This window comes from Buttiauxella izardii, assembly GCF_003601925.1.
GTDB classification, from domain to species: domain Bacteria; phylum Pseudomonadota; class Gammaproteobacteria; order Enterobacterales; family Enterobacteriaceae; genus Buttiauxella; species Buttiauxella izardii.
This window is the reverse complement of sequence record NZ_QZWH01000038.1, coordinates 15598-39335: the sequence shown is the minus strand read 5'-3', so window position 1 is coordinate 39335 and position 23738 is coordinate 15598. Positions and strand designations below refer to the sequence as shown.

Sequence of the window (23738 nt, the reverse complement as noted above, 5' to 3'; positions counted from 1 at the left end):
TTCAGTCGGCACGTAGCGCAGCCTGGTAGCGCATCGTCATGGGGTGGCGAGGGTCGAGAGTTCGAATCTCTCCGTGCCGACCAAAACTCCTTTTATCTCCCCTGATTTAGTTTTCCACCTGATTATCAATGACGCTGCGTCATTGCCCAATTTTGAACATTTATTAAACTTACCTCGCCGCACAAAAATTGTTACCCTTGATTAAATTATCTCCGTCCTGCATGTATTTAATATTAAGGTTAGTAAGTTGTTAATCAAACTATCAAATTGTTGGAAGGCATTTATAATTCTGTCTTTACTATGGGCCGTATTCTTAATTACAGGCATGATATCCAAAGTGTTTGCGGTTTTTGTAATTGGCATCATTCTTGTTGTTGCCTTTATCAGGGGATGCAACAATTAAACCTTGTACAACACTGAATATGTCAAACTATTAACTTTCAAATTATATACACAGCTTCTCTGAATTAATAAAGCCCTTAACAAGTCATGATCATTAATAATAACTATTTATGACTCAACAGCAGAAGCCCTCTACAATGAAATAATAAATTCTGATATAATTATCGTGGTTTTAGCATGTTTGATTTTCAAACTAAAAAAAACACTCATTCAGCCATTATTTTTACCACTCCAATGTCCATTTAAATACAATCATCAATGAGCATTAATGCTTCAGGTAATTTTGTGAGAAAACTGTGGCTGTATAATAATCTGTTGCATCGTCTGCATAACAGTCAAAGTCGACTGTTAAACAATCGATTTGCTCATGCCATTATTGCCAGCACCATGGCAATTGTCCCGTTATCCATTGTTCGCGGGCTGGTCATCACTGCATCGGTCATCTGTGATACTGCTGGCTTCAACAATGCAGCAATCTGGTTCATGCAATTGCAGGTTGGTTTCTTAGCACTCGCACCGCTGGTGATGAACATCTACGTTGCCGTTCACTGGGCGGTCAGAAACCGTCTTTCACAGATTTACTGTATTGCGCTTAGCATCAGCACGCTGATGATATTTCGCAGAATCCTTGATGATAACGCCCAGTTTTTCTTAGATATCAGTATTCCCCTGGCGTTAGCTTCCGGGATCATCGGCAATTATTTACAAGAAGTGGTGAGTGAGAGCCTACTAAAATTCCGGCGATGGAAAGATAGTAGCTACGTTAACATTCTCTCTTTTTTTATCACCCTGGGTATTATCGCACTCTTTAGTGGCGTCATTAAACTAGGCGCGGCCATCTGGTTAAAAGATGGGATGGACTTCCTCAGTAGTTTATCCCTGTATTTTTATCCCAAAGATTTCTTACATGGCATTTCATACGTATTGTTGCGCACTGTGCCATGGTTCTTTGGCCTCCACGGTTATTATCTTTTTTTGGATATTGATGTTGCTTTTACCGCCGCGCAAAAAATAAATATCAGTGACTGGCATACCCTCCGCCACCCGCTCAATATTCTTAGCCCCGTGTTCTATGACATGTGGTGTAATGCTGGCGGAACGGGTAATACGCTGAGTCTGATCATTTGTATTTTGATGGAAGGTAAAAGCCCTCACCGTCGATTGTTAGGTATCGCTGGCCCCATGGCGTTATTTAACATCAATGAGCCCCTGATTTTTGGTTATCCCATTGTTCTGAACCCGGTGATGATTATTCCGTTTGTGCTGGCACCATTAATGTCCTATCTGGTAGCTTATGCGGCAACTTATCTGAATCTCGTTCCCCGAATCTCGGAAGTCGTCAGTTGGTCGACCCCCTCCCCGATTAAAGTTTGGTTAGCCAGCGGCCACTCAATTAGCGCAGTCGTGTTATACCTTTTTATTGTCGCGCTTGGCGTGGTCATTTATCGCCCGTTTGTCACCAGTTCGCTAAAACATTCCATCCCCGACAACGAGGATTTGGATGGATTTACGGGTGAGATGAATATCAGCCAACCGACTGATTTTGATATGGTGCCTAATTACAGCCACGTCGTCGAAGGGAATAGTTACATTGAAGCCCAGAGGCAAATCGAAAAGCTGCAAACCACGGGCAAATTCATTCTCTATTTCCAGCCGCAGGTGCGTTTGACTGATAACAAAATTGTCGCGCTTGAGGTACTGATTCGCCATCAAAGTGATGATGGGAAGATAACGCCGCCTGTTTTCCTGAAGCATTATGAACGTACCGGGCTGATGCCGGAGATTGATTTCTGGGTCATGGAACATGCGTTAGATTATGTTAGAGAACATATGGCTGATGCTGAGAACATGACGCTATCCGTCAATATTTCACCTCAGACGCTGGTCGACTACAGATTGCTGAATGTGGTTCGCAAAGTGCTGGCAAAGCCACTCCCCGATGGATGGCATCTGGAATTTGAAATTACTGAATCACAAAAGGTGCAGGAACCGGTGCGAGTAGCTGAGGTACTGGAAAAGATGCGCAATTTAGGGATTAAAATCGCGCTGGATGATTTTGGTTCTGGCTATTCGACGCTGCATTATTTGACCCGTTATCCACTGGATAAAATCAAACTCGACAGGTCCATGGTGTTGGGCTTAGCTAAACCCGATGGATTTAACTTCCTGCAACAAGTCGTGAAGTTATGTAAGGTCGTTCAGTGCGAAGTTCTTATTGAAGGTGTTGAAACACAAGATGAATTAGAACAAGTGCAAACGGCGGGAATCGAACTGTGCCAGGGTTATCTCTTCTACCGCCCTTTGCCGGGTAACACGGTGTGTCAGCTATTAGCGGAACAACATATTCAAAAAACGCTCCGCGATGGAATGCACAACAAATCTGAGGCTCGAGTCGTATAACGCGGTGACAACATCGCTCTTTTCATCTGCCACGGCTGCTCAATCCCCTGCCCCGCAAAATAAAGGGTTCCTTTACCTTTCTTCCGATTAAGGCCGTCGATCATCTGCATCAGCATTTCGCTGTTGACCCGCGGTGGGTTGTCATCAAACAGATTAAGTTGCGCAATGCCCTGGCTAAAAAAGTCGCCCAGCATCACGCCGGCTTTTTGATAATGGTGACCGCTTCTCCAGATAGCGTCCAGGCAGCGTGTGGCCGCGGCGATAATATCTCTGGTGTCCTGTGTAGGCGTCAGCAATTTCATCGTCGCCTGGTTGCCATAGTAGGGTTCATTCACAGAGAAAGGGGATGTTTTGACAAAGGCAGAAATATGGCGGCAATACTGGTGCTCAGCTCTGAGTTTTTCTGCGGCGCGTGCCGCATAACTACAAATAGCCTGACGCATATGTTCGTACTCGGTAAGCCGCTCGCCAAATGAGCGCGAGCAAATTATTTCCTGTTTTGTCGGTGCAAACTCTTCCAACCCCAGGCAAGGTTCGCCGCGCAGTTCACGCACCGTTCTCTCAAGTACAACGCTGAAATGTTTACGTATAAAACGGATATCCGCATCCGCCAGTTGCAGAGTGGTTTTAATGCCCATGGCATCAAGCTTTTTACTGATTCGGCGACCAATCCCCCACACTTCATCCACCGGTAGACTGTCCATCAATTTGCGCTGCCGCTCGCGACCTGACAAATCAACAACGCCACCCGATTCCAGCGGCCACTTTTTTGCTGCGTGATTCGCAAGCTTGGCCAACGTTTTGGTCTGAGCTATTCCCACACCCACGTTTAAATGCGTGCGCTGCAGAAGAATGTCACGAATTTCCCGGCCAAAGCTTTTCAGATTGCGGCAATTTCGCACTCCAGATAGATCACAAAACGCTTCATCAATAGAGTAAACCTCAACACGTGGGCATATTTCTTCCAGCGTGGTCATCACCCGATAAGACATATCGGCGTAAAGTTCGTAATTACTGCTGAAAGCAACGACACCTTTTTGCCGGAAAAGATCCTTCTGCTTGAAATATGGCGCTCCCATTGGCACACCACAGTTTTTGGCCTCGGCATTACGCGCAATAATGCAGCCATCGTTGTTACTTAACACCACCACCGGTTTGCCTTTCAGATCGGGCCGAAATACGGCTTCGCAACTCGCATAAAAACTGTTCACGTCCACCAAAGCAAACATCATTCACTCGCTGCTTTCACAATAAAAGTAACGACACCAAATACCTCAAGCGCCTCATCGGTTCCGAGGAAAGTCGGTTTGTAGGCACGATTGAGTGGCATTAACTGAATCACAGGCCGAAGCTGTAACTGTCTGATAATAAATTCGCCATTGATCGCTGCAATCACAATATTGTTATGCACCGCCGTTCTGGCGCTATCGACCACCAGCAAGTCATCCTTACCGATCCCGCCGTTGATCATCGAATCGTCCGCAGCCCGAACGAAATATGTGGCAGTGGGATGTTTAACCAGCAAATCATGAAGATTAATGCTCTGCTCGGCATAATCCTGAGCCGGTGATGGAAATGCGCCCATGGTTATGCTCCATCACTTGCTAATAAGCCAAAAACTAAAAGCGTCAGCGCTGCCATATAATCCCCCAACAAGAATAACTGTATATACATACAGTATCGTTAAATGAAGGCATCAGGCAAGTCGCTTGCAGGAAGATTCTTATAACAATTTGAAGGAGTGGAAAATTTAGTTAATCGAAATCGCTCGGGATTAATCGCAACGCAAATTTGCCCTACCGATCCGCTGCTCGCCGTTCTATGCTTAGCTAATGGAGAAAATAGCTGAACTAAAACGAACCAAGCGCCTGGCGTTGTCATTACTGCTGATTGCCGCTGTAACCTTTGTGACTACCCTCTTTTTGCCACCCAACTTCTGGGTAAGTGGTTTAAAGGCGATCGCCGAAGCCGCGATGGTGGGTGCGCTCGCTGACTGGTTTGCCGTTGCAGCGCTATTTCATCGTGTCCCCATTCCTTTTATTTCCCGCCATACGGCGATTATTCCGCGCAATAAAGACCGGATTGGTGAAAATCTCGGCATCTTCGTGCAAGAGAAGTTTCTCGATACCCAATCGTTGATTGCCCTGATTCGCCGCCACCAACCGGCGCACATGATTGGCCAGTGGTTCAGCAAGCCCGATAATGCACAGCGCGTCGGGCAGCATCTGCTGCAAGTGATGAGCGCGTTTCTCGACCTGACTGACGATGCACGTATTCAGCGTTTAATTCGCCAGGCGGTTCACAAGGCTATCGATAAGGTCGATTTGACCCATTCCAGTGCTCTGCTGCTGGAAAGCCTGACCAAAAATAATCGCCATCAGGAATTGCTCGACGCCGTTATTGCTCAAATGCTGACGCTGATTAAACGCGATAGCACCCGCGCGCTTATCGCCCGCCAGATTGTGCGTTGGCTGGAAACCGAACACCCACGCAAAGCCAAAATCCTGCCAACAGAATGGCTCGGGGAACACAGCGCCGACATGGTTTCTAATGCGGTCAATTCGTTTCTCGATGACGTCAGCCACGATCAGGGGCACCAGATCCGCCAGGCATTTGATCGCGCTACGCTGAAGCTGATTGATAACCTTAAACACTCACCGCAAATGGCTGAGAAAGCCGACAGCATTAAGAGTTATTTGAAAGAAGATGAAGCGTTTAATCGCTATCTGGGTGAATTATGGGGCGACCTGCGCCAATGGCTGAAAGTCGATATCAACTCAGAGGATTCGCGGGTAAAACAACGGATTGCAGAAGCCGGGCAGTGGCTGGGGGAAACGCTGGTTGCTGACAGTGCGCTGCGCACTTCACTGAATGAACATCTGGAGCAAGCGGTGCAAAAAATGGCACCGGAGTTTGCCACGTTTTTAACCCGTCATATTAGCGATACGGTGAAAAGCTGGGATGCGCAGGATATGTCGCGGCAAATCGAGCTGAATATCGGCAAGGATTTACAGTTTATCCGTATTAACGGCACGCTGGTTGGGGGTTCAATCGGGCTGGTGCTGTATCTGCTGTCGCAAATACCGACATTGCTGCCGTTGCTGAATTTATGAAGAGGATAAAGAAACGCCCGCATCAGCGGGCGTTAGGGAATCAATGGTTTTGTTTCTTAGGTTGGTCGTTATGACCGACTTTTGAGAAGACGTTAAAGACTTCACCCAATCCATAGATAAGACCGAGGATCACTGCCATAACGATAGGCACCATGACCACGGCAAACACCAAGCTTTTCAATAACTCTAACATGGATGCCTCCAACAAAAGTGAGAGCGGCTATTCTAACGACCTGACAGAAAAACGCACTCTCCTTTTGTGCGATTTGCCCAACCCCACGCAATAGGGGAAAATGGCGTTTTCCTTATTACGGAGCGGTTATGCAAGCTGAAATTCTCCTGACGCTGAAACTCCAGCAGCGGCTGTTCGCCGATCCACGTCGTATCGCGCTACTTAAACAAATACAACATACCGGCTCAATTAGCCAGGGCGCGAAGCTTGCAGGCATTAGCTATAAGAGCGCCTGGGACGCCATCAATGAGATGAATCAGCTTAGCGACGAGACGCTGGTTGATAGAGCAACCGGCGGCAAAGGCGGTGGCGGCGCGGTTCTGACGCGTTATGGCGAGCGCCTGATTCAGCTATATGAATTGCTCGCGCAAATCCAACAAAAAGCCTTCGATGTGCTGCGAGATGACGCTTTACCGCTCGACAGCCTGCTCGCTGCCATTTCCCGATTTTCCTTGCAAACCAGCGCCCGTAACCAGCTTTTTGGCACCGTTTTGCATCGCGATTGCGAACAAGTGCAACAGCACGTTGATATCCTACTGGCGGATGGTTCAACCCGTTTACAGGCGGCGATTACGCGCCAGAGTGCCGAACGCCTGGGTTTGAGCGAAGGCAAAGAAGTGCTGGTGCTGATTAAAGCGCCGTGGGTGGAAATCACAACGGATGCAAAACGCGCCAGCGGTGCCGATAACCAACTCAACGGCAAGATCAGTCATATTCAGCAAGGGAGTGAGCAAAGCGAAATTCTGGTGCAGCTGCCAGACGGGCAAACGCTGTGCGCCACCGTGCCAAATAGCGTGGTAGAAATTCAGGCGCTGGTAGAAGGTGCTGAAGTCATAGCATTTTTTAATGCCGATCGCGTGATTATCGCCACGCTGTGCTAAAACCGCGCGGCGAATTGACAAGGGCGCAGGCAATATTTAAATCTGACGTTAATCACTGCAAAAAATGGAATGATTTATGACTGCGTTGCATATTTCGCAAGGGGTATTTCACCTTAGCGACACCCGAACTCTTGCCCTCAATGATTTAACCATTAACGCCGGTGAAAGCTGGGCGTTTGTCGGTGCGAATGGCAGCGGTAAATCAGCCCTTGCCCGCGCATTAGCCGGTTCACTTCCCGTGCAAAAGGGCGAGCGCAAGTGCACATTTTCTCGTATCGCCCATCTTTCTTTTGAACAGCTCCAAAAGTTAGTCAGCGATGAATGGCAGCGCAATAACACCGATTTATTGAGTCCTGACGAAGACGATACCGGGCGCACCACGGCGCAAATTATTCAGGATGAAGTCAAAGACGAAGCCCGCTGCCAGCAACTGGCGGAGCTTTTCGGCATCGCGCCGTTACTCACTCGCCGTTTTAAATACCTTTCTACTGGTGAAACGTGCAAAACGCTGCTTTGCCAGGCGCTGATGTCACAGCCCGATTTGCTGATTTTTGATGAGCCATTTGACGGGCTGGATGTGAAATCCCGCGAGCAACTCGCCGCATTATTAGGTGAACTGAGCACCCAAGGTTACACCGTGGTTTTGGTGCTGAACCGCTTTGATGAAATCCCTGATTTTGTCCAGCACGCTGGCGTGCTGGCCGACTGCGCGCTGATTGAAGTCGGTGAAAAACAAAAGCTGCTCGAACAGGCGCTGATTGCACAACTGGCCCACAGCGAAAAACTGGCGGGCGTTGCACTGCCGGAAGCAGACGATCCGAGTGCGCGTTATACGCTTCCCGAAAACCAGCCGCGCATTATTCTTCGCGATGGCGTGGTGGAATATAACGACCGCCCTATCCTGCATAAACTGTCCTGGACGGTAAATCCTGGCGAGCACTGGCAAATCGTCGGGCCAAACGGCGCGGGTAAATCGACATTACTCAGTCTGATTACCGGCGATCATCCGCAGGGTTACAGCAACGATCTGACGCTGTTTGGCCGCCGTCGCGGCAGCGGCGAAACCATCTGGGATATCAAAAAGCATATTGGTTACGTCAGCAGTAATTTGCATCTGGATTACCGCGTCAGCACTACGGTGCGCAATGTGGTGCTCTCGGGTTATTTCGATTCGATTGGCATTTATCAGGCTGTTTCTGATCGCCAGCAAAAACTCGCCCGCCAGTGGCTGAACATGCTCGGCATGGATAATGCGATTGCTGACGCCCCTTTCCACAGTCTTTCCTGGGGCCAACAACGCCTGGCTTTGATTGCTCGCGCGCTGGTAAAACACCCTACATTGCTGATTCTGGATGAACCGCTGCAAGGGCTTGATCCGCTGAATCGCCAGTTGGTGCGCCGCTTTATTGATATCCTGATTGGTGAAGGCGAGACCCAACTGCTGTTTGTTTCTCACCATGCGGAAGATGCGCCAGAGTGCATCACCAAACGGCTAACCTTCGTGGCCGACGGCGACGCTTATCGCTATCAGTTTGATGACTTGCCGCCCGCAAAATAAAGCGCGTCATATTCCGGGTGGATAACGGTTTCAAGTATCCACCCGACTTTCAGACAACCCGCAACAGCCCCACTCTACTCATTTGTTTTATAATCATTTTCTATGATGATATCTGCCGTTGAAATATTAGTGTAAACGATTCCACTAATTTAGCACATGTCACACTTTTCGCATCTCTGTTATGCTAAGATTATTACATACCATACGCGCAATGGAGCGAAAAATGAGAGTATTGGTAACAGGTGGTAGCGGTTACATTGGAAGTCACACTTGTGTGCAACTTCTGCAAAATGGCCACGATGTCGTCATTCTGGATAACCTCTGCAACAGCAAACGCAGCGTGCTGCCGGTCATTGAACGCCTTGGCGGTAAACATCCGCTGTTCATCGACGGTGATATCCGTGATGAAGGCCTGTTGGCTGAAATTTTCCACGACCATCAAATTGATGCGGTTATCCATTTTGCCGGGCTTAAAGCTGTCGGCGAGTCCGTTAACAAGCCGCTGGAATATTACGACAACAATGTTACCGGCACTTTGCGCCTGATTTCCGCGATGCGCATCGCCAACGTCACCAACTTCATCTTCAGCTCCTCCGCCACCGTTTATGGCGATCAGCCGCAAATCCCTTATGTTGAAAGTTTCCCAACCGGAACCCCTGCCAGCCCTTATGGCCGCAGCAAGCTGATGGTTGAACAGATTCTGGCTGACCTGCAAAAAGCCCAGCCGAACTGGAGCGTGGCGCTGTTGCGTTACTTCAACCCGGTTGGCGCGCATCCGTCAGGCGATATGGGGGAAGATCCGCAAGGTATTCCCAATAACCTGATGCCGTATATCGCACAGGTTGCCGTAGGGCGTCGCGATTCGCTGGCAGTTTTTGGTAATGATTATCCAACCGAAGACGGCACCGGCGTGCGCGACTATATTCACGTGATGGATTTGGCTGACGGCCACGTTGCCGCGATGCAAACACTGCAAGGCAAACCTGGCGTGCATATTTACAACCTCGGCGCTGGCATTGGCAGCAGCGTGCTGGACGTGATCAACGCCTTCAGCACCGCTTGCGGCAAGCCGGTGAATTATCACTTCGCCCCGCGTCGTGATGGCGACCTCCCCGCTTATTGGGCCGATGCCACCAAAGCCGATCAAGAACTTAACTGGCGTGTCAGCCGGACTCTGCAAGAAATGGCAGATGATACCTGGCGCTGGCAGTCCCGCCATCCTCAAGGTTATCCAGACTAAGGAAATGTGATGGAGCAGTTTAACCCGGTGGATCATCCACATCGTCGTTACAACCCACTGACCGGACAATGGATTCTGGTGTCCCCGCATCGGGCTAAACGCCCGTGGCAAGGGGCGCAGGAAACGCCATCGCAAGAAACATTACCGCAGCACGATCCGGATTGTTTCTTGTGCCCCGGAAATACGCGCGTAACCGGCGATAAAAACCCGCAATACACCGGCACTTTTGTTTTTACCAATGATTTTGCCGCACTAATGACGGACACCCCGGATGCGCCGGAAAATGGCGATCCGCTGATGCGTTGTGAAAGTGCACGCGGCACCAGCCGGGTTATCTGCTTCTCTCCTGACCACAGTAAAACGCTGCCGCAACTTTCTGTGCCTGCGCTGGAAGAAGTGGTGAAAACCTGGCAAGAACAGACTGCGGATTTAGGCAAAACTTATCCGTGGGTGCAGGTTTTTGAAAACAAGGGCGCGGCGATGGGTTGCTCTAATCCGCATCCACACGGCCAGGTTTGGGCAAACAGCTTCCTGCCAAACGAAGTGGCGCGTGAAGATGTATTGCAGCGTGAATATTTTGCTAAAAATGGCTCGGCGATGCTGGTCGATTACGCGCAGCGCGAGCTTAAAGACGGCAGCCGTACGGTGGTTGAAACCGAGCACTGGATTGCGGTAGTGCCTTATTGGGCGGCCTGGCCGTTCGAAACGCTGTTGCTGCCAAAAACGCATATCCTGCGCATCACCGATTTAACAGCTGAACAAAGTAGTGATTTAGCCGTGGCGCTGAAAAAACTGACCAGCCGTTATGACAACCTGTTCCAGTGCTCCTTCCCGTATTCCATGGGCTGGCACGGCGCACCGTTTAACGGCGAGGAAAATGGTCACTGGCAATTACATGCCCACTTCTATCCACCGCTGTTGCGCAGCGCAACCGTGCGTAAATTCATGGTCGGCTATGAAATGCTGGCTGAAACCCAACGTGATTTAACCGCAGAGCAAGCCGCAGAACGCTTGCGTGCGGTATCCGATATCCACTTTCGCCAATCCGGAGAATAAAAAAATGAGTCTGAAAGATAATACCCAACACCTCTTTGCCGAAAAGTTTGGCTATCCGGCGACCCACACCATTCAGGCTCCGGGGCGCGTAAATCTGATTGGCGAACACACCGATTATAACGACGGTTTCGTGCTGCCATGCGCGATTGATTACCAGACGGTGATCAGCTGTGCAAAACGTGACGACCGCATGGTACGTGTTATTGCGGCGGATTATTACAACCAGGTTGATGAGTTTTCACTGGATAAACCGATCATGAGCCACGACACGCAGCAGTGGTCGAACTACGTTCGCGGCGTGGTGAAGCATCTGCAAAAGCGTGATAAAAACTTTGGCGGTGCGGATTTAGTGATCAGCGGCAACGTGCCACAAGGTGCAGGCTTGAGTTCATCGGCTTCACTGGAAGTGGCCGTCGGTACGGTGTTCCAGAAGCTTTATCATTTGTCGCTGGACGGTTCGCAGATTGCGTTAAATGGCCAGGAAGCAGAAAACCAGTTTGTTGGCTGTAACTGCGGAATTATGGATCAGCTGATTTCAGCGTTAGGCAAAAAAGATCACGCTTTGCTGATTGATTGCCGCACGCTCGGCACTAAAGCGGTTCCGATGCCAAAAGGCGTCGCGGTTGTGATTATCAACAGTAACTTCAAGCGCACGCTGGTCGGCAGCGAATACAATACCCGCCGCCAGCAATGCGAAACCGGTGCGCGTTTCTTCAGCCAGAAAGCGTTGCGCGACGTTGAGCTGTCTAAATTTAATGAAGTGGCTCATGAGCTTGACCCGGTTGTCGCCAAACGCGTGCGCCACGTTCTGACTGAAAACATCCGCACCGTTGAGGCGGCAGACGCGCTGGCAAAAGGCGATTTGCTGCGTATGGGTGAGCTGATGGCTGAATCTCACGCTTCGATGCGCGATGATTTTGAAATCACCGTCCCGCAAATCGATACGCTAGTTGAAATCGTAAAAGCGACTATCGGCGATAAAGGCGGTGTGCGCATGACCGGCGGCGGTTTCGGCGGCTGCATTGTGGCGCTGATCCCGGAAGATTTGGTTCCAGCGGTTAAGCAAGCGGTCGAAAAACAGTACGAAGCGAAAACCGGTATCAAAGAAACCTTCTATGTTTGCAAACCTTCGGAGGGCGCTGGCCAATGCTAAAAGAGACTCCACAGCTCGCACCTGACGGGCTACCGTTCCGCCTTTCCACCCTGCGCAATAGCGCGGGGCTGGTTGTCACCGTGATGGACTGGGGCGCGACCCTGCTCTCCTGCCGCGTGCCGATGAAAGATGGAAGTGTGCGGGAAACGCTGCTCGGCTGCGAAACGCCGGAAGATTATCTGAATCAATCCGCTTATCTGGGCGCAACCGTTGGCCGTTATGCCAACCGCATTGCTAACAGCCAGTTTGAACGCGACGGCGTGACCGTAAACGTCACGGCTAATCAGGGCGCACACCAGTTGCATGGCGGCCCGGATGGTTTTGATACCCGCCGCTGGCGTATTGTTCGCCAGAACGAGCATGAAGTGTTGTATACGCTGGACTCGCCTGATGGCGACCAGGGTTTCCCTGGCGAGTTACGTGCCACGGCGCGTTATGCGCTAACGGAAGATAACTGCATCACCGTTGAATTCCGCGCTAAAACCAGCAAGCCGTGCCCGGTGAATCTGACCAATCACGCGTATTTCAATCTTGATGGTCAGCAGAACGATATTCGCCAGCATCGCCTGCAACTATTGGCTGACAGCTATTTGCCGGTCGATTCCAGCGGCATTCCGCAAGCCGGACTTAAAGATGTCGATGGCACCAGCTTTGATTTCCGCACGCCAAAAACCATCGCCGATGATTTTCTCAGCGACGACGATCAGAAACTGGTGAAAGGCTACGATCATGCCTTCTTGTTACAGGCGCAAGGCGATGCCAGTCTGCCTGCGGCTCACGTCTGGTCGAGCGATAACCAGCTGCAAATGACGGTCTACACCACGGCTCCGGCGTTGCAGTTTTACAGCGGCAATTATCTTGATGGTACGCCCGCCCGTGAACAAGGGACTTACAGTGCGTATCAGGGCCTGGCGCTGGAGAGCGAGTTCCTGCCGGACAGCCCAAATCACCCGGAATGGCCGCAACCCGATTGCTGGTTACAGCCGGATGATGAATATCTGAGTATTACGGAATACGAGTTCATTGCGCTTTAAGTTTTCCGCCCTCCTTCATGGAGGGCGTTTCTTATTCAGATCGCTGGAATTCCCGCCATTTAGCGACAAAAATATAACAACCATTCACATCCACCTTACACTCCACACTCTTTTTCGCTATGTTAAACGTTTGGCATTGCCGCTGGCCCCTTCGCGGCAATATAATGATAATCGTTATCATTAATCGTAAGCTTATTGAGGAGTAAACTATGGCTGTTACTAAGCTGGTTCTGGTTCGTCACGGTGAAAGCCAGTGGAACAACGAAAACCGCTTTACCGGTTGGTATGATGTTGATCTGTCTGAGAAAGGTCAAACTGAAGCTAAAGCTGCGGGTAAATTGCTGAAAGACGAAGGCTACTCCTTCGACTTTGCTTACACTTCTGTGCTGAAACGTGCCATCCATACCCTGTGGAACATTCTTGATGAACTGGATCAAGCCTGGCTGCCAGTTGAGAAGTCCTGGAAGCTGAACGAACGTCACTACGGTGCGTTGCAGGGTCTGAACAAAGCTGAAACCGCAGAAAAATACGGTGACGATCAAGTTAAACAATGGCGTCGTGGTTTTGCGGTGACTCCACCAGAATTAACCCGCGATGATGAGCGTTTCCCGGGCCATGACCCGCGTTATGCAAGCCTGACTGAAAAAGAACTGCCAACGACTGAAAGCCTGGCGCTGACTATCGACCGCGTTATCCCTTACTGGAACGAAACCATTCTGCCACGCATGAAAAGCGGCGAGCGCGTGATTGTTGCCGCTCACGGTAACTCCCTGCGCGCACTGGTTAAATTCCTTGATAACCTGAGCGAAGAAGAGATTCTTGAGCTGAATATCCCAACGGGCGTACCGTTGGTTTATGAGTTCGACGAGAACTTCAAACCACTTAAACGTTACTATCTGGGCAATGCTGATGAAATCGCAGCAAAAGCCGCAGCGGTAGCAAACCAGGGTAAAGCGAAGTAATTCGTTAGATGTGAAAAAGGCGTGGTTTTCACCACGCCTTTTCTTTTGCTACGACGCAGAAACTTAAGCGCGGCGCACTTTTACCGCATCGGCCAACTGGCGCAATACAGTTTCAGTATCTTCCCAGCCAATGCACGCATCGGTCACGCTTTTGCCGTAGACCAGCGGTTCGCCGCTCTCCAGGTTTTGATTCCCTTCCACCAGATGGCTTTCGATCATCACACCGGTAATCGCAGTATCGCCGCCTGAAATTTGCTGGCAAACGTCGGAGCAAACTTCAATTTGCTTCTTAAACTGCTTGCTGCTGTTCGCGTGGCTGAAGTCGATCATTACCTGCGCTGGCAGACCCGCTTTTTGCAAATCTGTCTTAACTTGAGCAACGTGAGCAGCGCTGTAGTTTGGCTCTTTACCGCCACGCAGAATGATATGGCAGTCGCCATTACCGCTGGTGTTAACGATAGCCGAATGGCCCCATTTGGTCACAGACAGGAAGCAGTGTGGCGCGCCAGCCGCGTTGATGGCGTCGATAGCCACTTTCATGGTGCCGTCGGTACCGTTTTTAAAACCAACCGGGCAAGACAGGCCAGACGCCAGTTCACGGTGAACCTGAGATTCTGTAGTACGTGCGCCAATGGCACCCCAGCTCATCAAGTCAGCCAGATACTGTGGCGTGATCATGTCAAGGAACTCGCCTGCCGCAGGCAAGCCTGAGTCGTTGATGTCCAGCAACAGCTTACGAGCGATACGCAGACCGTCGTTAATCTGGTAGCTATTGTCCATGTGCGGGTCGTTGATAAGGCCCTTCCAGCCCACGGTAGTACGCGGTTTTTCAAAATAAACGCGCATTACGATTTCCAGCTCACCTTGCAGCTCTTCGCGCAGTTTCAGCAGGCGCTCGCCATACTCTTTTGCCGCTTTGGTGTCGTGGATAGAACAAGGGCCAATGACTACCAGCAGACGATCGTCATTACCTTTAAGAATTTTGTGAATCGCTTTGCGAGCGTTAGAAACCGTTTGTGCCGCTTTTTCAGTGGCGGGGAACTTTTCATGCAGCGCTACAGGAGGCAGGAGTTCGTTGATTTCTTTGATGCGTAAGTCGTCGTTCTGATAATTCATGAGATTTCCGGGAATGGCCTTGAGATTTAACTTAGTTGCAATCCCTTCAATCTATCGCTTCAAGCCTGAAGTGTAAACGGGCTTTTACACTTCAGGCAGAATATTCCTGGAAACGCGCTAAAAGGCGTCAAAAAATGGTAAAACCTCGGTTTGCCGCTACAATTTTTAAGTGTTAACACTAAAAAGTTATCGTTTCACAAAATTGTATTCTGTTGAGGGTTTCATCGGTGAAATGTTTAGCCGATAAAAGCTTCATACTCAGAATAAAGCTGATGCACTGTTGGAAGAAGTTATCCAGCAATAACAACCAGAACAGGAGCATGATGATGAATAAATTAACCGCACTTTTCCTTACAGCAACCCTTTCAGTCGCCAGCAGCATGGCAATGGCCGCAGATACGGCATCGGACAATAATGGACAGGCTAATGCCGCCGCTTCAGCAGGCCAGGTCGCACCGGATGCGAATCAGAACCTTGCGCCAAAAGGCGTTGATAACAGCAATATCAATAACAGCGGCACCATGCTCCACCCAAATGGTTCAACCAGCAGTAGCGGTATGACCAGTGAAGGGATGAGCAAAGATGAAATTCATAAAAACTCGATGTGTAAAGACGGCAAATGCCCGGACACCAATCAAAAGGTTGAAACCGGTAGCGGCGATGACGTGAACACGAAAGTGGACGGCACCTCGCAGTAAATGAAACCCGGCTAAAACCAGGGGAGCTTCGGCTCTCCTTTTTTATGGGCCTTATTCAATAAGTTAATCAGCATTAGTGGTTATAATTAGCGCATCGTTGTTTCCGAAAACAGAAGAATCCATGGCGCATACACATCAACATTCCGCGGGTAATTCCAATAGCAAACGTCTGCTATGGGCGTTTGCCGTCACCGCTCTATTTATGGTGGCTGAAGTCATCGGTGGAGTGATTTCCGGGTCGCTAGCTTTGCTTGCTGACGCGGGCCACATGCTGACTGATGCCGCTGCGTTGTTAGTCGCGTTGCTTGCCGTTAAATTTGCCAGTCGCCCACCCAATGCTCGTCACACGTTCGGCTGGCTACGCCTGACCACGCTTGCGGCGTTTGTAAACGCGATTGCTTTGGTGGTGATCACCGTATTGATTGTCTGGGAAGCCATCATCCGTTTTTATCATCCGCAGCCAATTGCTGGATGGACGATGCTGATTATTGCGTTTGCCGGATTATTAGCAAATCTGTTTTCTTTCTGGATTTTGCATCGCGGAAATGAAGAAAAGAATATTAACGTGCGCGCCGCAGCGTTGCATGTGCTGGGAGATTTGTTAGGTTCCGTCGGTGCGATTGCTGCAGCGCTCATTATTTTGTGGACCGGTTGGACACCCATTGACCCGATCCTTTCTATTTTGGTTTCGTGTCTGGTTTTGCGTAGTGCGTGGAATTTACTGAAAGAGAGCGTCAACGAGCTGCTTGAAGGTGCGCCGCATTCCATTGATATTCCGGCCCTGAAGCGAAAATTAGCCCGAGCCATCCCCGAAGTCCGTAACGTTCACCATGTGCATATCTGGCTGGTTGGCGAAAAGCCGTTAATGACGATGCATGTTCAGGTAGTGCCACCGCACGATCACGACGCGCTGCTGGAGCGTATTCATCATTTTCTGAAAGATGAATATCAGATTGAACATGCGACGGTGCAGATGGAGTATCAGCTTTGCCATGGGCAGGATTGCGATTTAAATGAGCATGGTCAGCACGACCATGCTCATCATCATTGATTAAGACAAGGCGCGTGAGCCACGTTCACGCGCACTTTTAATCCACATGCGACTGCCGTTGAGCGCGATAAACGTCAGGAGTAAATATTCCAGCGACATTGCGTAGACGCCTTGCAAGGCAAAGATAACCACGCTGATAACGTTAATAACCACCCACAGGATCCAGTTTTCGACATACTTACGGGTCATCAGGATCATCGCTACAATCGACAGCACCATCATGCACGAGTCCCAAAATGGGAAGGCATCAGGTTGCAGTTCTGGCATCGCCACATTCAGGCCCAAGGCTTGCATAGCATGGACGGCAATGCGGGTCAGGAAAGCAAACACCGGGTCGATAAATACCGTCATCAAACCAATCGCACCGACACAAACCGCAATCCAGGCAATCGCTTTAGGCAATGGCAGCCAGCGAATCTGAAGAGCCGTTTGGTTGTCGCTTGTTTGCCTGGACCAGGCATACCATCCGTAAATATTGGCCACAAAGAAGAACAACTGGAGCAGCAAGCTGGCGTACAGTTGAATCTGAAAGAAAATAATCGCAAACAGCGTAACGTTAATTAAACCGAACGCGTAATTGCTGATCTTTTCATGACTCGCTAACCAGATACACAGTAAACCCGCCACGGTTCCGATAGCTTCAATCCACGATAAATCGTACCCGCCCGCCCCGATTGGGATGTGGACTAAAATGTTCTGCGTGCTAAAAAAATCCATATTCGCTCCTGAGCATAAATTCCTTATGCATTACCTTTAATATTGCGTCGCAACTCGGCGGCAAAATCTAACATTCGATTTAAAGGCACCAGAGCGCCCTCACGCAGCGCAGCATCAACATGAATCTCGTGAGCCGCTCCGCCGTTCTCAAGTCCCTCAGCGATAGCTTTAAGGCCGTTCATCGCCATCCACGGGCAATGTGCACAGGTACGGCATGTTGCGCCCTCGCCTGCTGTCGGCGCTTCGAACAATTCTTTATCCGGGCATGCCTGCTGCATTTTGTAGAAAATGCCGCGGTCGGTCGCGACGATCAACTGCTTGTTCGGCAGTGTTTGTGCCGCGGCAATCAACTGGCTGGTAGAACCGACTGCATCGGCTAAATCCACAATCGCTTGTGGTGACTCAGGATGAACCAGTACCGCAGCATCCGGGTAAAGTGCCTTCATGCGGGTCAGGGCTTGAGTTTTAAACTCGTCATGCACGATACACGCGCCCTGCCAGCACAATACATCAGCACCCGTCTGCTTCTGGACGTAGTTCCCCAAATGGCGATCCGGCGCCCAGATAATTTTCTCGCCCAGGCTATCGAGATGTTCAATTAATTCAACAGCAATACTTGAAGTTACGACCCAATCCGCACGAGCTTTCACCGCAGCGGAAGTATTAGCATAGACCACCACGGTGCGGTCAGGATGCTTATCACAGAAGGCGTTAAACTCTTCGATTGGGCAGCCGAGATCCAGAGAACATTCCGCGTTCAGCGTTGGCATCAGCACGGTTTTTTCCGGGCTGAGGATTTTCGAGGTTTCGCCCATAAAGCGCACCCCCGCTACTAGTAGCGTGGTCGCTGGATGATTTGCACCAAAACGAGCCATCTCGAGAGAATCAGAGATACAGCCGCCCGTCTCTTCTGCTAATGCCTGAATCTCAGGGTCGGTGTAGTAATGCGCCACCATTACAGCGTTCCGCTCTTTCAGCAGACGCTTGATTTTCTCGCGGTAAAATTGCTTTTCGTCCGCGCTCAAAGGCTGTGGTTTAGGTGGGAAGGGATAAATCGCTGCTTCTGGATCGAACATTACGCTCATAGTGCTTTCTCGTTTTACTGACTTAACCAAATTAGCACTATTCCGGCGTGAACCTACCAGAAACGGCTAGAGTTGTTTTGTATGCTAAACAAGATAGCGAATTATGGCGGGATTGTCGTGAGGAATTTGAATCTTCAGAAACAACTAAGGCGCCGTAAAGGCGCCTTAGTCTAAATTTGGTGGGGCGTGCAGGATGATTCGGCCTTTGGCCTCACCCTTCGGGTCGTTGCTAAAGCAACGCTGTTTCGCTTGCGCTCAACTCGAACCTGCTACAGGTTCAAACCCTTCACGATTTATTTGCACAGACTATCTAAATATTGGTGGGGCGTGCAGGATTCGAACCTGCGACCAATTGATTAAAAGTCAACTGCTCTACCAACTGAGCTAACGCCCCGAATGGTGGGTGATGACGGGCTCGAACCGCCGACCCCCTCCGTGTAAAGGAGGTGCTCTACCAACTGAGCTAATCACCCAAACTTCGGTACTACTAAATATTGGTGGGGCGTGCAGGATTCGAACCTGCGACCAATTGATTAAAAGTCAACTGCTCTACCAACTGAGCTAACGCCCCGCTATGCGGTTTACTGCTAATATCGAAGATGCTTTCACTCGAGGAGTGGTGGGGCGTGCAGGATTCGAACCTGCGACCAATTGATTAAAAGTCAACTGCTCTACCAACTGAGCTAACGCCCCGCTATGCGGTTTACTGCTTCTTCAAATACTTACTGCATCGAAATTGGTGGGGCGTGCAGGATTCGAACCTGCGACCAATTGATTAAAAGTCAACTGCTCTACCAACTGAGCTAACGCCCCAATTTCGTGTCACTTTGGGTTTGTTTGATATCCCTTGGCAACGGCGGCATATATTACTGATTTAAGATTTTGACGCAACAAGAATTTCGATCAAGATCACCTAATGGCTTGTGTTTTGTCCGGCTTGACCAGAAAACCAGCAATATCTGGTCATGCCGCACACATTACATCGCATTCAGACGTTTTTGTGCCTGCTTTGCGCCTTCGGTATTTGGGAACTGTTTGATCACTTGTTGATACACAGCTTTCGCTTTTGCGGTATCGCCTTTGTCTTGCATGATCACACCGACCTTAAACATGGCGTCCGGTGCTTTAGGTGATTTTGGGTAGTTTTTCACCACGGAGGCAAAATAAAACGCCGCATCATCCTTTTTCCCCTTGTTGTAATTCAACTGTCCCAACCAGTAATTGGCATTTGGCTGGTAAGTTGAATCTGGGTACTTCTTAATAAAACTCTGAAATGCAGCAATGGCTTCGTCCTGACGGGACTTGTCCTGCACCATGGCAATCGCTGCATTGTAGTCGCTGTTAGCGTCGCCACCCTGCACTGGAGCCGCCGGTGTGGCTGCTGACGCACCCGCATCAGGTGCTGCTGCTGCCGCAGCGCCCTGATCGGTTGTACCGCCTGCTTGCCCCGCGGCGGCGCCGCTACCGAGGCTGTCTATCTGCAATAAAATCTGCTTCTGACGCTCCACAACCTGATTCAACTGATATTGGCTTTCCTGGATCTGACCGCGCAGGGAATCAATATCATTTTGGTTATCAGAGAGTTGTTGTTGGAGTTGGGTTAAGAGTTGACTATGAGCGTTAGAAATACGCTCGAGTTGAGTGACACGGTCTTCGACCGAGCCTGAGCCGACACTACTGATTGGCGCCTGAGCAGTAGCGGCCCAGGGGGCCGCTATGCCAACCAGTAACGACAGACTCAACAAGTGATGTCTGAGGTTACTGTTCATACTGTTCTCTTAGTAAACCAGAACGGCACGACGGTTTTTAGCGTAAGCCGCTTCGTCATGACCCAGAACTGCTGGTTTTTCTTTACCGTAAGAAACGATGGAGATCTGGTCTGCAGAAACGCCTTTACCTTGCAGGTACATCTTAACTGCGCTAGCACGACGCTCACCCAGGGAGATGTTGTATTCCGGAGTACCACGTTCGTCCGCATGACCTTCTACAGTCACTTTGTAAGATGGGTTGCTACGCAGGAAGTTTGCGTGCGCATCCAGCATTGCAGCAAATTCAGAGCTCACATCATATTTGTCCAGACCGAAGTATACGATGTTGTTCTGTTGCAGCTGTTGCATCTGCAGGCGAGCCTGTTCTTCAGATGACATGTTGCCATTGCTACCGTTAGCGTCCATACCAGTGCCGGCGCCCAGCATACCTTCGCCGCTCTCGTTGTTGGCGCTCTTGTTAGAACTACACGCAGCGATTGCCATAACAGGCAGTGCCAGCATCAGCCCTTTCAGCACTTTGTTCAGTTGCATTTCTTTGATCCTTTAATATTTTATTATCACAGATACGGCGACCAGGCAGGGAATTTAACCTGACCATCGGTTGCCGGAAGACGCGCTTTGAAACGCCCATCTGTTGAGACCAGATTCAGCACAGATCCCATCCCCTGAGAAGAGCTGTAGATTACCATCGTGCCGTTAGGTGCCAGACTTGGCGTTTCATCCAGGAACGTTGACGATAAAGTTTGTACGCCACCCGCTACCAGATCCTGTTTGGCGATATGTTGTTGCCCACCGTTGGAGCTCACCATCACCATAAACTTGCCGTCGGAACTCACATCGGAATCCTGGTTCTGAGAACCTTCCCAGGAAATACGTTGTGGAGCACCGCCATTCACATTCACTTTATAAATCTGTGGACGACCTGCCTGATCGGAGGTGTACGCCAGGTTCTGGCTATCCGGGAACCAGGTTGGTTCGGTGTTGTTGCTGCGACCATCCGTCACCTGACGAATCTGGCCAGAGCCAATATCCATCACATACAGGTTCAGGCTACCGGTTTTCGACAATGCGAAGGCCAGTTTGCTGCCGTCTGGAGAGAAGGTTGGTGCACCGTTGTGACGTGGGAAAGAAGCCACCTGCTGCACTGCGCCATTCGCCAGAGTCTGGATTACCAGAGCTGAACGACCGCTTTCAAACGTAACATAAGCCAGTTTGCTACCGTCTGGAGACCAGGCTGGAGACATCAACGGCTGCGGAGAACGGTGAACCACAAACTGGTTGTAGCCATCGTAATCAGAGACACGCAGTTCATACGGGAACTGGCCGCCATTGGTCTGCACGACGTAAGCAATACGCGTACGGAATGCACCTTTGATACCTGTCAGCTTCTCAAACACTTCGTCGCTGGCGGTATGACCGGCATAGCGAAGCCACTGTTTGTTCACTTTGTAGGAGTTTTGTGCCAGCACAGTACCTGGAGCGCCAGAGGTATCAACCAACTGGTAAGCTACGGTATAGCTGCCATCACCGTTTGGTGTGACCTGACCAACAACGACAGCATCAATACCCAGAGCAGTCCACGCGGCCGGTTGCACTTCCTGAGCGGAGCCAGGCTGCTGCGGTAAACGTGAACGATCGAGTGGATTGAATTTGCCACTGTTACGTAAATCAGCGGCAACGATGCCACCAATATCTTCTGGTGCCGCGCCTGGGCCAGCCCATTTGAACGGTGCTACACCGATTGGACGTGCTGAGTCCACCCCTTGGGTGATCTCAATACGAACTTCTGCGTGCAGCACGGCTGCCCACAGCATTAAAAAACTTAATGCAACTCGAAATGCCTGCTTCATCATATCTCCCTTATCTGGACCCATAGCCCACGATAATTTAGCAGAATGTTAACAAACTCAAATACACAAAACTACCAAAACCCTGTGACTCAGCCTGGTTAGTTTTCCCCACTTTCGCGAGGAAAATTTCACTATGGCTTAAAGTCGATAGGCGCGTTTTTGAAAACTTCATAAACGTCCTGGCTTGGCGGTTTTGGAATCTTCGCCAGACGTGCAGCAGCAACGGCAGCCTGGCAAAGAGCCGGGTCGCCACCTTCTGACTTGATATCAAGCAGTAAACCATCAGGAGCCAGTTTTATGCGCAATGTACAGGTCTTACCGGTGAAGGCTGGGTCCTGGTAAAACTTACTTTCGATTGCGGCTTTTATCTGACCTGCGTAACCGTTGATCTCTGCGCCAGAAGCGCCATTATTTTTATTATTCCCTTTCCCAGCCGCAGCTGCGCTATCACCTTTAGCTCCAGCACCTGATTTCGGCGCATTCTTACCTGAACTCAGGTCACCAAAGAGATCGTCAACACCTGCAGCTGCTGCTTTATCGGCAGCCGCTTTGTCAGCTGCAGCCTTTTTCTTCGCATCCGCAGCGGCTTTTTTATCAGCAGCAGCTTTTGCAGCTGCGGCCTTATCGGCAGCCGCTTTATCAGAGGCTGCTTTTTCGGCAGCAGCAGTTGCTGCAGCTTCTTTAGCAGCCGCTTTTTTGGCAGCTTCAGCCTCAGCTTTCTTCTCAGCATCTTGCTGAGCTTTCTTGGCTGCTGCATCTGCGGCTTTCTTCTCAGCGTCCTGCTGGGCTTTTTTAGCCGCAGCAGCGGCATCAGCAGCAGCTTTTTTCTCTGCATCGGCAGCTTTTTTAGCCGCTTCTTCAGTCGCTTTCTTCTGTGCATCAGCAGCGGCTTTCTTCGCCGCGTCATCTGCCGCTTTCGCCTGAGCATCAGCCTGTGCTTTAGCATCTGCTTTGGCTTTCGCCGCAGCCGCTTCTGCCTGTTTCTGTTGCTCCTGCGCTTCTTTCGCTGCTTCTTGCGCTTGTTTCTGCTGGTCTGCTTGCTGCTTCGCTTGTTCCTGCGCGTCGAGGCGTTCTTTCTCCAGTTGCTTCAGACGCTGTTGTTCAGCAGCCTGTTTTTCCTGAAGTTCTTCCGCCTGCTGTTGCGCTTGTTTCTCGCGTTGCTCTGCCGCACGTTTACTGCTCGCCTGCTGTTGCTGCTGGCGATTGTACTGCTGAACAACTGCACCTGGGTCGACCATGACCGCGTCAATAGCCGAACCCCCACCGCCGCCAGCACTGGCGTCGATGTGCTCGTCAAACGAGCTCCAAATCAGGATTGCAATCAAAATGATATGCAAGATCACTGAGACGATTATCGCACGCTTGAGCTTATCGTTTTCTATGGTTGCCTTTGACACTATCGGTTCCCAAATATAGCGAGT

At 50.2% G+C, this 23738-nt stretch carries 21 protein-coding genes, 6 tRNA genes and 1 other RNA gene; 12 read left to right on the top strand and 16 right to left on the bottom strand.

What is annotated here, in order from left to right; all coding sequences use genetic code 11:
* The first annotated feature begins 6 nt into the window (after window positions 1-6).
* Window positions 7-83: transfer RNA gene (locus tag D6029_RS16150), tRNA-Pro, on the top strand.
* 604 nt (window positions 84-687) lie between these two features.
* Complete coding sequence (locus D6029_RS16145) at window positions 688-2802, top strand: EAL domain-containing protein (RefSeq protein WP_167456019.1); 2115 nt, start codon at window positions 688-690, stop codon at window positions 2800-2802.
* Here the strand turns inward: D6029_RS16145 and D6029_RS16140 are convergent.
* On the bottom strand, window positions 2748-4031 hold the full coding sequence (locus D6029_RS16140; protein WP_120065792.1) for a Y-family DNA polymerase: 1284 nt from the start codon (window positions 4029-4031) through the stop codon (window positions 2748-2750). The genes D6029_RS16145 and D6029_RS16140 overlap by 55 nt on opposite strands.
* Entirely contained in the window at window positions 4031-4387 is a 357-nt protein-coding gene (gene umuD, locus D6029_RS16135) for a translesion error-prone DNA polymerase V autoproteolytic subunit (RefSeq protein ID WP_120065717.1), read from the bottom strand. The genes D6029_RS16140 and umuD overlap by 1 nt, the downstream gene beginning before the upstream one ends.
* A 247-nt stretch (window positions 4388-4634) precedes the next feature.
* Here umuD and D6029_RS16130 point away from each other — a divergent pair, with 247 nt between their 5' ends.
* Window positions 4635-5915, top strand: coding sequence for a DUF445 domain-containing protein (locus tag D6029_RS16130; protein ID WP_120065715.1), 1281 nt, complete (start codon window positions 4635-4637; stop codon window positions 5913-5915).
* A 40-nt stretch (window positions 5916-5955) separates the two neighbouring features.
* Here D6029_RS16130 and D6029_RS16125 read toward each other — a convergent pair whose 3' ends face one another.
* Window positions 5956-6108, bottom strand: coding sequence for an AcrZ family multidrug efflux pump-associated protein (locus D6029_RS16125; protein WP_120065714.1), 153 nt, complete (start codon window positions 6106-6108; stop codon window positions 5956-5958).
* A 128-nt stretch (window positions 6109-6236) separates the two neighbouring features.
* Between D6029_RS16125 and modE the strand changes: the two genes are divergently transcribed.
* The 7 genes from modE (at window position 6237) to gpmA (ending at window position 14031) form a co-directional block, all read left to right on the top strand.
* On the top strand, window positions 6237-7028 hold the full coding sequence (gene modE, locus D6029_RS16120; RefSeq protein WP_120065712.1) for a molybdenum-dependent transcriptional regulator: 792 nt from the start codon (window positions 6237-6239) through the stop codon (window positions 7026-7028).
* Between the two features lie 76 nt (window positions 7029-7104).
* Window positions 7105-8586 (top strand): molybdate ABC transporter ATP-binding protein ModF, encoded by a 1482-nt coding sequence (modF, locus tag D6029_RS16115; RefSeq protein WP_120065711.1) that lies wholly within the window; start codon window positions 7105-7107, stop codon window positions 8584-8586.
* Between the two features lie 223 nt (window positions 8587-8809).
* Complete coding sequence (galE, locus tag D6029_RS16110) at window positions 8810-9826, top strand: UDP-glucose 4-epimerase GalE (RefSeq protein ID WP_120065709.1); 1017 nt, start codon at window positions 8810-8812, stop codon at window positions 9824-9826.
* 9 nt (window positions 9827-9835) lie between these two features.
* Window positions 9836-10882: a galactose-1-phosphate uridylyltransferase gene (gene galT / locus D6029_RS16105; protein ID WP_120065707.1), complete on the top strand. Its 1047-nt coding sequence runs from the start codon at window positions 9836-9838 to the stop codon at window positions 10880-10882.
* A 4-nt stretch (window positions 10883-10886) separates the two neighbouring features.
* Window positions 10887-12035, top strand: a complete 1149-nt coding sequence (gene galK / locus D6029_RS16100; RefSeq protein ID WP_120065705.1) for a galactokinase — start codon at window positions 10887-10889, stop codon at window positions 12033-12035.
* Window positions 12029-13069: a galactose-1-epimerase gene (gene galM / locus D6029_RS16095; protein WP_120065703.1), complete on the top strand. Its 1041-nt coding sequence runs from the start codon at window positions 12029-12031 to the stop codon at window positions 13067-13069. The genes galK and galM overlap by 7 nt, the downstream gene beginning before the upstream one ends.
* Window positions 13070-13278: 209 nt before the next feature.
* Window positions 13279-14031 carry a 2,3-diphosphoglycerate-dependent phosphoglycerate mutase gene (gpmA, locus tag D6029_RS16090; protein WP_120065701.1) on the top strand — a complete coding sequence of 251 codons (753 nt, stop codon included), beginning with the start codon at window positions 13279-13281 and terminating at the stop codon, window positions 14029-14031.
* Between the two features lie 63 nt (window positions 14032-14094).
* Here gpmA and aroG read toward each other — a convergent pair whose 3' ends face one another.
* Window positions 14095-15147, bottom strand: a complete 1053-nt coding sequence (gene aroG / locus D6029_RS16085) for a 3-deoxy-7-phosphoheptulonate synthase AroG (protein ID WP_120065700.1) — start codon at window positions 15145-15147, stop codon at window positions 14095-14097.
* 320 nt (window positions 15148-15467) lie between these two features.
* On the opposite strand from aroG, the gene D6029_RS16080 reads away from it, so the two are divergent.
* Together D6029_RS16080 and zitB are read left to right on the top strand one after the other, a co-directional pair.
* A complete protein-coding gene (locus D6029_RS16080; RefSeq protein ID WP_120065698.1) occupies window positions 15468-15845 on the top strand; it encodes a YbgS-like family protein in 378 nt (125 codons plus the stop codon).
* A gap of 121 nt (window positions 15846-15966) precedes the next feature.
* Window positions 15967-16896, top strand: coding sequence for a CDF family zinc transporter ZitB (zitB, locus tag D6029_RS16075; protein ID WP_120065696.1), 930 nt, complete (start codon window positions 15967-15969; stop codon window positions 16894-16896).
* Here the strand turns inward: zitB and pnuC are convergent, their stop codons facing one another.
* The 12 genes from pnuC to tolA form a co-directional block, all read right to left on the bottom strand.
* Window positions 16897-17613 (bottom strand): nicotinamide riboside transporter PnuC, encoded by a 717-nt coding sequence (gene pnuC / locus D6029_RS16070; RefSeq protein WP_120065694.1) that lies wholly within the window; start codon window positions 17611-17613, stop codon window positions 16897-16899.
* Window positions 17614-17636: 23 nt separating this feature from the next.
* Complete coding sequence (gene nadA / locus D6029_RS16065; RefSeq protein ID WP_120065692.1) at window positions 17637-18698, bottom strand: quinolinate synthase NadA; 1062 nt, start codon at window positions 18696-18698, stop codon at window positions 17637-17639.
* Between the two features lie 177 nt (window positions 18699-18875).
* Window positions 18876-19002: non-coding RNA, RtT sRNA (locus D6029_RS16060), on the bottom strand.
* 14 nt (window positions 19003-19016) lie between these two features.
* A tRNA-Lys gene (locus D6029_RS16055) sits at window positions 19017-19092 on the bottom strand.
* Between the two features lie 3 nt (window positions 19093-19095).
* Window positions 19096-19171, bottom strand: a tRNA-Val gene (locus D6029_RS16050).
* A gap of 22 nt (window positions 19172-19193) precedes the next feature.
* Window positions 19194-19269, bottom strand: a tRNA-Lys gene (locus D6029_RS16045).
* A 46-nt stretch (window positions 19270-19315) separates the two neighbouring features.
* Window positions 19316-19391 (bottom strand) — tRNA-Lys (locus tag D6029_RS16040).
* Window positions 19392-19435: 44 nt separating this feature from the next.
* Window positions 19436-19511: transfer RNA gene (locus D6029_RS16035), tRNA-Lys, on the bottom strand.
* Window positions 19512-19675: 164 nt separating this feature from the next.
* Window positions 19676-20467, bottom strand: coding sequence for a cell division protein CpoB (gene cpoB, locus D6029_RS16030; protein ID WP_120065691.1), 792 nt, complete (start codon window positions 20465-20467; stop codon window positions 19676-19678).
* 9 nt (window positions 20468-20476) lie between these two features.
* Complete coding sequence (gene pal, locus D6029_RS16025) at window positions 20477-20998, bottom strand: peptidoglycan-associated lipoprotein Pal (RefSeq protein WP_064544887.1); 522 nt, start codon at window positions 20996-20998, stop codon at window positions 20477-20479.
* A 26-nt stretch (window positions 20999-21024) separates the two neighbouring features.
* Entirely contained in the window at window positions 21025-22317 is a 1293-nt protein-coding gene (tolB, locus tag D6029_RS16020; RefSeq protein ID WP_034497136.1) for a Tol-Pal system beta propeller repeat protein TolB, read from the bottom strand.
* Between the two features lie 131 nt (window positions 22318-22448).
* Window positions 22449-23714 (bottom strand): cell envelope integrity protein TolA, encoded by a 1266-nt coding sequence (gene tolA, locus D6029_RS16015; RefSeq protein WP_120065689.1) that lies wholly within the window; start codon window positions 23712-23714, stop codon window positions 22449-22451.
* Window positions 23715-23738: the final 24 nt, after the last annotated feature.

Bases quoted from the DNA above. Each gene is read 5' to 3' on its own strand.
- nadA (WP_120065692.1), bottom strand. From the start codon at position 18,698: ATGAGCGTAATGTTCGATCCAGAAGCAGCGATTTATCCCTTCCCACCT.
- gpmA (WP_120065701.1), top strand. From the start codon at position 13,279: ATGGCTGTTACTAAGCTGGTTCTGGTTCGTCACGGTGAAAGCCAGTGG.
- D6029_RS16125 (WP_120065714.1), bottom strand. From the start codon at position 6,108: ATGTTAGAGTTATTGAAAAGCTTGGTGTTTGCCGTGGTCATGGTGCCT.
- modF (WP_120065711.1), top strand. From the start codon at position 7,105: ATGACTGCGTTGCATATTTCGCAAGGGGTATTTCACCTTAGCGACACC.
- aroG (WP_120065700.1), bottom strand. From the start codon at position 15,147: ATGAATTATCAGAACGACGACTTACGCATCAAAGAAATCAACGAACTC.
- galM (WP_120065703.1), top strand. From the start codon at position 12,029: ATGCTAAAAGAGACTCCACAGCTCGCACCTGACGGGCTACCGTTCCGC.
- pal (WP_064544887.1), bottom strand. From the start codon at position 20,998: ATGCAACTGAACAAAGTGCTGAAAGGGCTGATGCTGGCACTGCCTGTT.
- zitB (WP_120065696.1), top strand. From the start codon at position 15,967: ATGGCGCATACACATCAACATTCCGCGGGTAATTCCAATAGCAAACGT.
- modE (WP_120065712.1), top strand. From the start codon at position 6,237: ATGCAAGCTGAAATTCTCCTGACGCTGAAACTCCAGCAGCGGCTGTTC.
- tolB (WP_034497136.1), bottom strand. From the start codon at position 22,317: ATGAAGCAGGCATTTCGAGTTGCATTAAGTTTTTTAATGCTGTGGGCA.
- galE (WP_120065709.1), top strand. From the start codon at position 8,810: ATGAGAGTATTGGTAACAGGTGGTAGCGGTTACATTGGAAGTCACACT.
- pnuC (WP_120065694.1), bottom strand. From the start codon at position 17,613: ATGGATTTTTTTAGCACGCAGAACATTTTAGTCCACATCCCAATCGGG.
- D6029_RS16140 (WP_120065792.1), bottom strand. From the start codon at position 4,031: ATGTTTGCTTTGGTGGACGTGAACAGTTTTTATGCGAGTTGCGAAGCC.
- D6029_RS16080 (WP_120065698.1), top strand. From the start codon at position 15,468: ATGATGATGAATAAATTAACCGCACTTTTCCTTACAGCAACCCTTTCA.
- D6029_RS16130 (WP_120065715.1), top strand. From the start codon at position 4,635: ATGGAGAAAATAGCTGAACTAAAACGAACCAAGCGCCTGGCGTTGTCA.
- umuD (WP_120065717.1), bottom strand. From the start codon at position 4,387: ATGGGCGCATTTCCATCACCGGCTCAGGATTATGCCGAGCAGAGCATT.
- galK (WP_120065705.1), top strand. From the start codon at position 10,887: ATGAGTCTGAAAGATAATACCCAACACCTCTTTGCCGAAAAGTTTGGC.
- cpoB (WP_120065691.1), bottom strand. From the start codon at position 20,467: ATGAACAGTAACCTCAGACATCACTTGTTGAGTCTGTCGTTACTGGTT.
- galT (WP_120065707.1), top strand. From the start codon at position 9,836: ATGGAGCAGTTTAACCCGGTGGATCATCCACATCGTCGTTACAACCCA.